The organism is Paenarthrobacter sp. PAE-2, assembly GCF_026013155.1.
In the GTDB taxonomy this organism is placed as follows: Bacteria; Actinomycetota; Actinomycetes; order Actinomycetales; family Micrococcaceae; genus Arthrobacter; species Arthrobacter ureafaciens.
Map to the genome: position 1 here is coordinate 126,335 of NZ_JAPDNV010000002.1, position 12,686 is coordinate 139,020.

Below are 12,686 nucleotides of genomic sequence, written 5' to 3' on the forward strand. Positions count from 1 at the left end.
ATCGGCGGGTTACATATCCGCGAGCGCGGCGCCCGGGTTCTCGATGCAGTCCGCTACGTACCGGAGGAAGCCGGCGGCCGTCTCTCCATCGCAGACCCGGTGGTCGAACGCGAGAGTCAGCTCAGTGACCTTCCGGACAGCAAGCTCACCGTTTACCACCCAGGGCTTGTCGATGATCCGGCCCACGCCGAGCATCGCCACCTCGGGGTAGTTGATGATGGCCGCCGATCCGTCCACACCGAACACGCCGTAGTTATTCAAGGTGAAGGTGCCCGAGCCGAGTTCGGTGGGCGTCGCCTTCCCTTCGCGTGCGACGGCGGTGAGTCGCCTGATCTCCGCGTCCAGTTCGCGGGCGCTGAGCTGATGCGCGTTGCGGACGGACGGGACAACCAATCCCCGATCGGTCTGTGCCGCGAAGCCGAGGTTGATGCCGTCGAACCCGACGATCTCCTGGGAGCCGTCAGTCCCGGTTTCAAACCGCGTGTTAAGGGCCGGGTACTTTTTTAACCCAGCCGTGACAAAACGGGCAATGAAAGCCAGCAGGCCGGGGGTATCGTGCGGCGAGCGCTTCTTCAGCTCGGCCCGCATATCCAGCAGAGCGGTGGCATCCACGTCCACCCACACTGTGGCCTCGGGGATCTCAGTGCGGCTCTTGGTCATGTTGGCGGCGACGGCCTTCCGCACGCCGCGCACCGGCGTGCGGGCGGAAACGGCAAGCCCTGTACGGCCATCAAGGTCACCTAAAGCTGCAGCCGGAGCAGCAGCCTGGGCAGGAGCCGAAGGTGTGGCCGGTGCCTCAGGAGCAGAAATCGCTGCCTCAACATCACGGCGCATGATCAGCCCGCTGGCACCTGAACCGTTGATGGCATCCAGCGATACCCCGTGATCACGTGCCATTTTCCGGACCAACGGCGAGATCACGGCGCTGAGCTTTCCCGGAATGCGCGTACCGGCAACGGCCGGTTCCATGGGAGCAACAGGAACCTCCGCAGCGGCAGCAGGAGCAGGAGCAGCATCAACGACGGCGACGCTCCCCTTCCGCGGTCGGGTGCGGCCTGCGGTAGCGCCACCGGGCGTCCCGTATCCGATGAGGACATTGCCTGAGCCGGCCTTCTCCTCGGTCCGGTACGTCTCGGCAGCCGCCGAAGCCTCAGCGTCGGTGACAACACCGGTGGAGACGGCGTCGTCCGTTGCGGCGGGCGCTTTGGGCTCGGCCGGAGCGGCACCAACGGGAGCGATCGAGATCAGCGGCTTGCCGACGTCGAGCGTCTCGCCTGCCCGGCCGTGCAGCTCGGCAACCGTGCCCGCGTAGGGCGACGGCACCTCAACCATGGATTTGGCGGTTTCGACTTCGGCGATCGGCTGGTCCACCTTGATCTGGTCACCAACGGCAACCAGCCAGTTCACGAGCTCCGCCTCGGTAAGGCCTTCGCCGAGGTCCGGCAGGCGGAACACTTGCAGTTCTGAGCTCATGGTCAGTCCTCCCACTGAAGGTCGTCTACGGCGTCGAGGATGCGGTCGACGCTGGGCAGGTAGTAATGCTCCAACTTGGGAGACGGGAACGGAACGTCAAAGCCGGTGACGCGGCGGATGGGCGCGGCCAGATAGTGGAACGCCCGTTCCTGCACGCGGGCCACGATCTCGGAGGACACGGATGCGAAGCCGTGCGCTTCGGCGATCACGACGGCGCGTCCCGTCTTGCGTACTGACGCGCAGACGGTCTCGTCGTCGAAAGGAACGATGGTGCGGACGTCGATGACTTCCAGGGACCGGCCTTCTTCGGCGGCGGCCGCAGCGGCGGCGAGCGCGGTGGGGACCGACGGGCCGTAGGCGATCAGCGTCGCGTCAGTGCCTGGACGCGCGACGGCGGCGCGGCCCTCGGTGGAGGTTCCGGCGTCGTGCTCTGCCCTGAGCGCATCCAGGTCCACCAGGTCCTTGGACCAGTAGAGCTTCTTGGGCTCCATGAACATCACGGGATCATCGGAGTCGATGGCTTCGCGCAGCATCCGGTAACCGTCGGCCACGGTGGCGGGGGTGTAGACCTTCAGCCCGGCCGTGTGGGCGTAGTAGGACTCGGAGGAATCGCAGTGGTGCTCCACTCCCCCGATGCCGCCGGCGTAGGGCACCCGGATGACCATGGGCATCTTGAGCTTGCCCTTGGTGCGGTTGTGCATCTTGGCCACGTGGCTGACGATCTGTTCGAAGGCCGGGTAGGCGAAGGCGTCGAACTGCATCTCGATGACGGGCCGCATGCCGTTGATGGCCATGCCCACTGCCATGCCGACGATGCCGGACTCGGCCAGCGGAGTATCGAAGCAGCGTTCTTCGCCGAATTCGGCCATGAGGCCGTCCGTGATGCGGAAGACGCCGCCGAGCCTTCCGACGTCCTCACCGAAGACGAGGACGGAGGAGTCGGCACGCATGGCGTCGGCCATGGCGGTGTTGAGCGCCTTTGCCATGGTGATGGACTGCGGGCCGGCGGCTTCGGCAGTAGCAGCGGCGGATGCTGCCGCGTTGGCGGTGGCGGCGCTGACGTTGGCGGTGGCAGAGGTGGTCACGGTCATTTTGCACCCTCCTCGCGGGCGAGTTCGTCAGCGAGCAGCTCGGACTGTTCCTTGAGCTGCGGCGTTGGCTTGGAGAAGACGTACTTGAAGAGGTCCATCGGCTGGACGGGGACGTCCTCGCCCAGTCCTTCCCGGAGCTGGGTTGCCACGGCTTCCGCGTGATCGGCAATTCGGCTGTTGGCGTCGTCGTCCAACAGGCCCTTGTCCGTCAGGTAGGCCTTCATGCGCGTCAGCGGGTCCTTGGCCTGCCACTCGGCAACTTCACTTTCCGGCCGGTAGCGGGTGGCATCGTCGGCGTTCGTGTGTGCCTGCATGCGGTAGGTGTGCGCTTCGATGAGCAGCGGTCCCGAACCTTCGCGGGCCAGCTTCACGGCGCGGTCCATGACGGCCAGCAGGGCCACGAGGTCGTTGCCGTCCACGCGCTCACCGGCCATGCCGTAACCGACTGCTTTGTGCGCAAGCGACGGCGCCACGGACTGGTGACTCAACGGCACGGAGATGGCGTACTTGTTGTTCTGCACGAAGAAGATCACGGGCAGGTGGAAGACTGCCGCGAAGTTGAGGGCTTCGTGGAAGTCACCTTCGCTGGTAGCACCGTCACCGCACATGGCCATCACTACCGTGTTCTCGCCGCGCAGCTTCGCAGCGTGCGCAACACCCACGGCGTGCAGCAGCTGCGTGGTGAGCGGCGTGCATTGGATGCCGACGTTGTGTTCCTTGGGGTCGTAGCCGCCGTGCCAGTCGCCGCGGAAGATGGTCATGACTTCCACGGGGTCAACGCCCCGGGTCATGACGGCGACGGCGTCACGGTAGGTGGGGAACAGCCAGTCACCTTCGCTGAGGCACATGGCAGCGGCCACTTGGCAGGCTTCCTGGCCGTGGCTTGAGGGGTAGACGGCCATGCGGCCCTGCCGGACCAGAGCGGAGTTCTGGTCGTTGACTCGACGCCCGACGACGAGGCGCTCGTAAGCTGCCAGCAGTTCGGCATCGTCCGGGGTGGGGTACTCGTGGCCGGGTTCGGTGCCCTGCTCCTCTTTGGAGCGGAGGGTTCCGTCGGGGTTCACCATCTGGATCTGGTGACGGGCGGGAAGCATGTAATCCTCGACGCTGATGCCGAATTTCCTCCGCACGTCAGCAGCCTGGTCTTCCACCGCCGTTTCCGGCACAGGGCGGTCTGCATGGATCGTCATTGGTCCGTCCTTCTCTGGGCACTATGTGCTTCCAGTATGGTCCTCCAGGCTGTTTCGTATCCAGCTTTGGACAGAATCATGGAAGAGCTTGTCAAGAAGGGCTATTCTGAAAGACGAATTGTAAATGTGAGCTGGGTTACGAGCCGCTGCTGTAGACGAATTGGAGTGCCATGAGCGAGGCCGAGGCGGAGCAGACCGCCGTCCCCTTGGACAGCGTGGACCGGGACATCATCCGGGAGCTGACCACGGACGGGCGCATGTCCATCACCCAAGTAGCCGAAAACGTCCACATCAGCCGGGCCCACGCATATTCCCGCCTTGCCCGGCTCACCGGCGAAGGGGTGATCACCAAGTTCACGGCCTTGGTGGATCCGATCAAGGCCGGCTTGAGATCCTCCGCCTACGTCACGTTGAAGGTGCAGCAGCATTCCTGGCGCGAGCTCAAGGAGCAGTTGCGCGCTATTCCGGAGGTGTACCACATCGCTCTGGTGGGTGGTGACTTTGACGTGATTCTCCTGGTCCGGGCGACGGACAACATTCACCTGCGCCGTGTGATCTTCGACCAACTCCAGTCCATGGATGGCGTGCTGGATACGCAGACTTTCCTTGTTTTTGAGGACGTCGATACGAGGTAGGTTCCGATCATGGCGAGCGCCCTGCCCGCGAAACCATAAACTGTCCCCGTGCCCACAGAAACAGCCGCGCTGCACCGTGTCCTAACGCGGGCTCTTGTGGCGGCTGCTGCGGCTTTTGTTCTTTGGCTGCTTTTGGCGATCCAATTCTTCGCCAATCCTCCCCAGGCGTCCCCGCATCGCACTGATGCAATTGTGGTGCTGGGTGGCCTGAGCCGTGAGCGTTTGCCTGTTGCCCAGGATCTTCAGGAGGCCTTGGACATACCCGTGCTGGTGGTGTCCATCACCGGGCTGTCCGGCAACCTCGAAGGCGACGCTTTGTGCCGCGAGAGCCAAGGAGACCCGGGCCTTCTGTGCTTCCGCCCGGAGCCGCTGAACACCCGCGGTGAGGCAGACGCCGTCGGCGGTCTTGCGGCGAAGTACGGGTGGAAGTCCATCACGGTGGTCACCTCCGATTACCACGTGATGCGCGCCGGCACTCTGATGCACCAATGTGTGGCCGCGGATGTACAGATGGTGGGCTCCGAACCGGACATGACAGCCGGGGCTTGGCTGGACCGGTTTGTGGTGGAAACAGGCGGGCTGATGGACGTCTGGATGCAGCCCGAGTGCCGTTCTCACTAAGGTAGTGGGAAGGACTATCGAAAAAACCGTCCACGACGGCGCTCTAACGGAAGGTGCAAAAGGTGAGCCAAACGCCCCCTCGGCCACTTCCGGCCGGCCGTCATTTCAAGCGTCGGCGGTTCAATTTCCAGGACCCGTCCGCTGCCCCGCGTACCGCTAAGCCGCTGCGTCCGGAGCGGTCGCGCCCGGCCCGTGCTGCAGTCCAAAATTCGACAGCTGCAGAAACTCCCACGCCGGACCAACAGCAATTCAAGCGGCGGGTTGCGCTGGTGATCGTGACGCTGGTTGTTCTGGCAGTTCCCGTTTTGCTGGCCGCACTGATCCTGGCGGGCTAACCCCCGAGCAGCCCCTTTCCCGACCGCGTGTCAGTTAACGTCAGCCTCCTTCTCGGGTAGGATTGGGAAGTCTTTGTCTGATTCAAATCGCTCTCTTTGGGGGAAACTTGCCCAGCATCATGCCAATTTTCGGTACCCGACCGGAGGCCATCAAGATGGCTCCCATCGTCCACGCCCTGCACGAATCCGATGAATTCGACTGCATCGTGACGGTCACCGGTCAGCACCGGGAAATGCTGGACCAGGTGAATCAGCTGTTCGGCATCACCCCGGACCACGATCTGGACATCCTGCAGCCAGGGCAGTCCCTTTCGGACATCATGACCCGGACCATCACCGGCCTTGACCGCCTCTTCGCCGAGAAAAAGCCGGATGCGGTCATCGTCCAAGGCGACACCACTACCTCCACAGCCGGCGCGATCGCCGCTTTCTACCACGGCATTCCGGTCGTCCACGTAGAGGCCGGCCTGCGAAGCGGAAACCTCCTCTCACCGTTCCCTGAAGAGGCCAACCGCAAGATCACCAGCCAGATCACCACGCTGCACCTGGCTCCCACCACCACCAGCCGCGCCAACCTTCTTGCCGAAGGCGTGAAGGCAGAAGACATCGTGGTGACGGGCAACTCCGTCATCGACGCACTCTTCACCACCGTTGACAAGCAGATCCCGTTCACGGACCCGCAACTGGAAGAGCTCGCAGCCAGTGGCCGGAAGATCCTCCTTGTCACCACGCACCGCAGGGAAAACCAGGGCGATGCCATGCGTGGCGTGGGCCGCGCTTTGGCCCGGATCGCAGACGCCGAGCCGGACCTGGTCATTGTTCTTCCCGCGCACAAGAACCCTGTTGTACGCGAAGCTGTCCTTCCCGCCCTCGACGGCAAGCCCAATGTAGTGGTCACTGAGCCGCTGGCTTACGGCGAGTTCACCCGCATGTTGTCCTTGGCGCACATCGTCCTGACCGACTCCGGTGGAGTCCAGGAAGAAGCCCCCAGCCTGGGCAAGCCGGTCTTGGTGATGCGTGAGAACACCGAGCGTCCCGAGGCCGTGGAAGCTGGAACCGTGACGCTCATCGGAACGGATGAAGAGCGCATCGTTACCGAGGTCCTCCGCCTGATGAATGACGCCGAGCACTTCTCGACTATGGCCAACGCTGTCAACCCATACGGTGACGGCCTGGCCTCCGCGCGTACAGTGGCTGCCATCGCTGAACTTCTTGGAATCGGCGAGCGGATCGAAGAATTCGGCGTTGCCGTTTCCGTCTAGCCTGACACTGCTTATGTGAAGTTGACGGTCCCTGAAGAGGGGCCGTCAACTTTTTAACTGCCCATTTCAGGCGCGGCAACGGACGTGAATCTTTCCGTCAAGCTGTTGCATTTCGATACCGCTCACAGCCATTCTTTTGACATAGGTCCAAGGTCTCACCCTACGAGCCCGAGGATCCGCTGTGCGCAAGATCAGGTTTAAGCCTCCTATCCCCCGAATCCAGCATGCACGCCACCTTACCGCCGTCGTTGTGGCGGCCTTTGTCCTTTTAACGGGGACCCTTCATGGCGCCGTAGCGAACGCCGAGCCCGCACCCGTCTACCCCATCAGTGGCTTCTTTATCTACGGCAGCACCAGCGATGCAACCAACAACCAGAAGCTGAGCGACATCAAGGCTCTGGGCGGAGACACCGTCATCACTTTCGGTAGCCGTCTCAAGCCTGCCACGCTGGCGGACATACCGGCTGACTGCAAGATCAACGGGACCAACTGCGCCCAAGCTGCGGCGTCCGGGGTCAAGGTCAACCGTTACTTCACGTATGCCGATTCGGCACTCTGGGGCACGCCGTCCTTGGTTTGCCCACGCGACAAAGCCATTACCGTGAACGGCCAGCCATTCACTATCTTTGTCCTCCCGAACCAAGGAACCAGTTGCAACTCCTCCAACGGGGCCTACGACGTGGTGGTGGTCAGCGGCTCAACGGCGGCAGGCACCGCCGGAGTCAACGTCTCGTTGGCCAAGACAGCCACTAACCTCGGCATGAAGTACTACGCCGGCATGCCGCTTCCCGTGGCCAGGACCGACTACGCGTACCTTCCTGACGTTTCCTACCTGCCTGCCTTTACCCGCTTCACAGACCGCTTCCTGCAGTATCAGAAGGCTGTCATTGACGTTTCCGGACTGGGCGGCTTCTACCTCTCATACGAGATGCCGGTCACCGATGGCACCACCTTCGATCCCATCCTGAACCTCTACAAGATCCAGAATCAGGCCGTTGCCAAGCTGCATCCAGGCCGAGGGACGGTGGTCAGCCCATACTTGGACGGCCGACGCACCTCGAACCTGACCGTGGACAGGGTCCGCAACGGGGCAGAGCGGATCGGCAAGACCTCTGGAAACACAAAGATGGCCATCGCCATCCAGGACGGCATGGGAACAGGCAAGAGCGGCGCCTTCTTCGGTAATGAGGCCAGCTACCCGGTGGACTCCTTCAACGCTTCCATCGTGGGCAGCGGCTCGTGGGGCAGCAAGTACCTCGCACCCGTCCGTGAATACTTCCTCGCCGCAGCTGAAGGTGTGGACGGCACGGGAGCAGAGCTGTGGGCTAACCTCGAGGGAATGGCGCCGGCCACCAGCCAAAACCCCTGCGCCAACAACACCCGGGGGCAGACCACAAAGTCCCGCGTTGACCGGCAGCTCCAGCAACTTGGCAACTACCCCCAAAAGATCATCTCCTTCATGTGGGACGGTTACTACACCTGCACCGGCACGTGGTCTCCCTTGGCTGACCGGTTCAAGGCAGGCAACATGACCCCGGTCATCACCGATTCCATCTTCTACGGAAACGGGGACGTGCTGGTCACGGGCCAGAACCTGAGCGGCGGATCGGTCACCGTCAAGTGGACCGACACCTGGGGCCGTACGTACACCAAGACCGTCACTGCCACGAGCTACAACCCGGACTACGGCAACCAGCGGGGCATGAACCCCAGGCTGGAATCGGTCACGGCAAAGCTGGGCAGCACCTCGCTTGGCATTGGGAAGTACTACATGATTGACGTCGTCAATGGCTCCGGAGTCAAGAACGACGCCTTCTACTCCGATCGGGGGTAGAAGGCGCCGTAGTTGTTCCTGGTAGGCCTGAGGCCCGGGTACTTCCTGTTACGCACCCCAGGGTGACGTGGAAACGGCTGACACCGAGTGAACTGCTTCGGTGGCGCCAACCCACTCCACGTTGCTAACGGTTGCTGAAGGGAAGAATCCGGGCCCTGGCTTGACCGACTTGTCCGCTGGCCGGATACCAAATGACACAGTCGGGTGTTTGATGGTCTTCGGAATACGGATCCGGAGGTGGCGGCTGGTGGGCGACATCCGAAGGTTCTCTACGTACGCCGGAGCCCCCTCCACGCTGACCACCAACTGATAGAGGCCCGCTGTATCCTCGGTGACCCGGTGGTCAACCGTGACGACCAGGTCCGTGCCCTTGCCCTTGATGCGTTCATGCGCCAGGGAAAGCGACTTCTGTTCGTACCCGAGGTGCCATTCCGGAACGAGGCCGGCATCCTGCTGGCCGTCTACCATGGTGCCCGCGATAGCCTTTCCGCCCGATGGCTCGGCAAAGATTTGTTCCATCATCGCTGCGAGCCTGCGCTCCGCGTTGAGGGGTCCTGTAACCACTTCCTCCGCTGCAGCCAGGATCCGTGCGGTGCTCGCGGGAGATGACGCCAGCCTGGAAAGCTTCAAGGCCAGCTCGCCCTTCTCACGGACGGATACGGAGGCGGTCCCCGGTTCACAGATGTTCATGGGCCCCACGCCCCGCGGAACAACCACCAGTGAACCGGCAGCCAGGGCAAACGGCAGGACCTCCGAAGGAAGGGGTCCGGGAACGCTGGCATCGAAAGGCGCAACCACAACAGTTGACTTCAACGCGGCGGCCAGCATGTCCAAGTCCTTGTACTCTTCCGGTGATTCCTCAATGAAGAGTTCTGTTGAGGGCCAGTCAGCGAGGTCACGGAATGCCGCGGCCTGCTTGGAAAAGTGCAGTCTCCGCTTGCCCGCCACCACGGCTTGCTGGCCACGTACGGGGACTTTCTCAATCGCATTGAGGAAGCCGCGGTCCACCAAATGGGGCAGGTGTTCAACGGAATCAAAATGGTCGCTCTTCAGGCCGTCAGCTACCTGCGGGTTCAGGACGCCAAGGTAGTCCACCCGTCCGGCGAGGCGTTCGAGTTTCTTTCCGCCCTTTGCCGACTCAACGCCGATCACCGCCAAACGGACACCGGCTTCCAGCAACTGCTCGCGGCCGGCTTGGGTGATGCCGCAATCCAAGTTGGAGACGACCAGCAGCTCGGGCCGTTCCTTAACAGCCTCCAGGAATTTCACGGCGTTGATGACGAACTTGTATTCGTTGTTCGGATCGGGAACCAGGACGCTCTTGTATTGGCTCAGGTCCAGCACGTTGACCCTGTGCCCCAACGCCTGCAGTGTCCGGACGGTCACGGATGACGTGGACGTCACCCTGCCGAACCCTACGCCGAGGACGCCAATGCAACGTGGCTCCACGGTCTGTGAAACTTCGATCACCTCGCGGCGCTTATCGGATTCCACGACGGCACCCTCCCGGGCTTCTTCGCGGCCGGCCTCCACTGCATCGAATTGCGTGAACCAGAGGCTTCGTTCCCGTGAGTCCAGCGTCTTCCAGGAGTCGTCCGACAACACGGATTCCAACGCCATCACGCGGGCCGCAGCAGAGTAGTTCCGCAGGAACCGCTCGTGCGTTGCTTTGCTCAGGTCCTGCAGCGAGGGTGAGGCCAGCACGCTTTGGATCGCTGAATCGAGTTGGGCGATGGAGTCGACGCACACAATTTCCGGGAAGGATGCGAGGTCATCGGAGTCGGGTACTACGGAGATGATGGGGAGACCCATGGCGGCGTACTGGATGACGCGGCTTGGATATTGGAAGAATCCCAGCTTGTCCAGGCCGTCAAACCAGGTTTCCAGTCCTTGGTGGTCCCGGAAGTATTGCGGGATATTGACTGCGAGCCCTGCCCGGGCGCCGGCGTCAACCACCTCAGCGTCGCTGTCCAGAAATCCACCGGCGATGTTGAAGTAGTCCCGTCCGACGTTCCCGTGGATACGGATGCTGGAGGACAGCGAACCCAGATCAAAGTACCGGGTCCTGCGGACTTCGTCATGGACGTTGCCGAGGAACATGGCGTCGGACTCCCGAGGCTGGGAGCCGTAGACGTACGGGAATGCCGTCTGGTCGGTCCAGAAGGGGAAGTTGATGCCGGTAGGCCGGCCGAACATTGATTCATAGAAGTCCAGCACCCTGGCAGTGCCGCAGTGGAGCACGATGTCGTAGCTATCCACCACGGGCCCGTAGGACAGGTCCCACAGGACGGGGTCGTCCGAGAGCCAGGCGACCATGCGGGCGCCTGTCCGCTTGGCCCGCTCCAGCAATGGAGAAGGCAGGCTCGCCGGACGGAAAACGAAAATGACGTCGGGCTGGAAATCCACCACAGTATCCAACGCGTTGCTCAAGGTGTGGAGCTGGCTGCGGCCGGTTGCGAACTTGTAGCCGTGACCCACCTTGCCGGTGTTCAGGACCTGATGGCCGGCGGCCACCAAGGCTCGCTCCAGGGAACTTGCAACGTGGGTTTCCACGATGCCGTCAAACAGTGCAATCTTCATGGTCAATCCCTATATCGTCCAGGAGAGGTCTGAACTGGTAGAAGCCGTGCGGACGTTGAACCGATCCGTGATGGACATTGGTTCCGGACCTTCGAAGACCGAACCGGGCGCCAGCATCTCGTTGGAGAGCACCGGCTGCCAAGCCGCATCCGCTGGGGCGATCCATGCCCCGGACAGCACGTGGAAACCTTCAACGTCCTCTTGCCAAGTGTTGCCGACGTAGGCCGACTCGGGTTTCCGGGCTTCCCCGGTCACTGCCTTGCCGGTGACACGGGCGTCAGAGTCGTGCAAGGTGTAGAGCCGCAGGTCGTTGGCGTAGTCCGGCGCGTAGTCGTACGCCTCCGAGAAAGCAACGATGTACCGGGTGTCTACCTGGTAATTGGCAATGTCCTGCGGCGTGCGGAGGATGACCGGCGCGTGGTTGATCCCCTTGCGCTGAAGAAGTTCGCGAATTTCCGCATCGTCAGGGCCAACGCGGGAAATCACCACGAGCTGTTCGAAGTCTGCGGTTTGCGCGTCGACCTGGCTCAGCAACCGTTCCAGCGAGGACAAAGAGGAGACGACCAAGGCGGCAGTGAGATCGTGCCGCGGCTCATACCATTCCAGGCTGGCCATGGAGTAAACCTGCTTCATGCGCTGGGCATACGTGTGCTGCTGCAGCGTGCGGCGCCAGGCCTTGTGGGTGGCCCGCTCGCGGAAGACATGGTCTTTCACGAGGCGGCCAAGAACCTCGGCGGCCTCCTGCTGGGTCTGCACTGTGAAAACTTCATCCGCTGCGTAGGAACCGGAGATCGCCTCGGACTCGACGCTGACCACTGCTGTCTTGCTGCTGCTCAGTTCGAAGATGCGCCGGGCACACATACTCTTGGACTGCGGAACAGAGTTCACGTTCAGGAAGACCTTGTGATGGCCGTACGCACGCACCATGGCCGCGTACGGCAGGGAACCAACCACGAAGTTCGAGTACGGCTCAGGGAATGCATAGTTGGGATCCCCGCCCAGCGCCCGTGAGTAGATGGACAAGCCGAGGTCGGCAGACGGTGGAAACAGCAGGTTCATCTGCTCGCGCCGTTCCGGGAATTTGTGCGCAAAGTATTGTCCGGCGAAGGCGACGTTTCCCACGCTTGCCTGGGCATCCCGGAGAGGCCGGTGGATACGTGGCTGGGCCGCAAAGGGAAGCGCTGCAACGTTTTGGTGTCCTGCGGCCTCAACGTAGTCATTGATCAGCGATTCCTCCGACGTCAAAATAACGTCGAATTCGCGGGCTGCCGGGAGGAATTCCTGGAAGTGGGGCGGATCTTCCTTATTCCAGAAGACAGTGGGGATTCCCAGTTCCCGGCAAGCCTGGATCAGGGAAAAGAAGCCCTCCTTGGGGCCATTGGGGCTGGTGATCTGGAACGACCAGTCGCCGTCATTGCCGTTCCATGCCGACTCGATGAGCATGATCTCGGGACGCAGGCGTTCCAAAGCTTCCCGGTGGTCACGCACGGAGATAGGCCACAGACGGGCTTCCGGCGCAAAGCACTGGGTAGAAAAATCGTCCAGGATAATGCCGACCGACGGAAGCCCGCGTTTGGCTTCGGGCAGAGAATAGGAAATGTCCAGCCCAAAGGAGTCCGTTACCAGATTGGTCAGGCCAGCTTGTACGTCATTGCTGATCATCGT

General features: G+C 62.3%; 10 protein-coding genes. 5 read left to right on the forward strand and 5 right to left on the reverse strand.

Going from position 1 to position 12,686, the window contains the following annotated elements; all coding sequences use genetic code 11:
- Positions 1-9 precede the first annotated feature (9 nt).
- The 3 genes from OCL88_RS01605 to pdhA are packed head-to-tail and all read right to left on the reverse strand — an operon-like array spanning position 10 to position 3,754.
- A complete protein-coding gene (locus OCL88_RS01605) occupies positions 10-1,473 on the reverse strand; it encodes a dihydrolipoamide acetyltransferase family protein (protein WP_264961368.1) in 1,464 nt (487 codons plus the stop codon).
- Between the two features lie 2 nt (positions 1,474-1,475).
- Positions 1,476-2,564 (reverse strand): alpha-ketoacid dehydrogenase subunit beta, encoded by a 1,089-nt coding sequence (locus OCL88_RS01610; protein WP_201433574.1) that lies wholly within the window; start codon positions 2,562-2,564, stop codon positions 1,476-1,478.
- Positions 2,561-3,754 (reverse strand): pyruvate dehydrogenase (acetyl-transferring) E1 component subunit alpha, encoded by a 1,194-nt coding sequence (gene pdhA, locus OCL88_RS01615; RefSeq protein ID WP_062097701.1) that lies wholly within the window; start codon positions 3,752-3,754, stop codon positions 2,561-2,563. Before pdhA ends, OCL88_RS01610 begins: the two co-directional genes overlap by 4 nt.
- A gap of 170 nt (positions 3,755-3,924) precedes the next feature.
- Here pdhA and OCL88_RS01620 point away from each other — a divergent pair, with 170 nt between their 5' ends.
- The 5 genes from OCL88_RS01620 (at position 3,925) to OCL88_RS01640 (ending at position 8,441) form a co-directional block, all read left to right on the forward strand.
- Positions 3,925-4,389, forward strand: coding sequence for an Lrp/AsnC family transcriptional regulator (locus tag OCL88_RS01620; RefSeq protein ID WP_021472251.1), 465 nt, complete (start codon positions 3,925-3,927; stop codon positions 4,387-4,389).
- A gap of 48 nt (positions 4,390-4,437) precedes the next feature.
- Positions 4,438-5,010, forward strand: coding sequence for a YdcF family protein (locus OCL88_RS01625; RefSeq protein WP_264961369.1), 573 nt, complete (start codon positions 4,438-4,440; stop codon positions 5,008-5,010).
- A gap of 62 nt (positions 5,011-5,072) precedes the next feature.
- Positions 5,073-5,345: a hypothetical protein gene (locus tag OCL88_RS01630; RefSeq protein ID WP_264961370.1), complete on the forward strand. Its 273-nt coding sequence runs from the start codon at positions 5,073-5,075 to the stop codon at positions 5,343-5,345.
- 119 nt (positions 5,346-5,464) lie between these two features.
- Positions 5,465-6,607 carry a non-hydrolyzing UDP-N-acetylglucosamine 2-epimerase gene (gene wecB, locus OCL88_RS01635; protein WP_413775442.1) on the forward strand — a complete coding sequence of 381 codons (1,143 nt, stop codon included), beginning with the start codon at positions 5,465-5,467 and terminating at the stop codon, positions 6,605-6,607.
- A gap of 181 nt (positions 6,608-6,788) precedes the next feature.
- Positions 6,789-8,441, forward strand: a complete 1,653-nt coding sequence (locus OCL88_RS01640; protein WP_264961372.1) for a hypothetical protein — start codon at positions 6,789-6,791, stop codon at positions 8,439-8,441.
- 48 nt (positions 8,442-8,489) lie between these two features.
- On the opposite strand, the gene OCL88_RS01645 is transcribed toward OCL88_RS01640, so the two are convergent.
- Together OCL88_RS01645 and OCL88_RS01650 are read right to left on the reverse strand one after the other, a co-directional pair.
- Complete coding sequence (locus OCL88_RS01645) at positions 8,490-11,021, reverse strand: glycosyltransferase (protein ID WP_264961373.1); 2,532 nt, start codon at positions 11,019-11,021, stop codon at positions 8,490-8,492.
- 9 nt (positions 11,022-11,030) lie between these two features.
- On the reverse strand, positions 11,031-12,683 hold the full coding sequence (locus OCL88_RS01650) for a glycosyltransferase (protein ID WP_264961374.1): 1,653 nt from the start codon (positions 12,681-12,683) through the stop codon (positions 11,031-11,033).
- Positions 12,684-12,686: the final 3 nt, after the last annotated feature.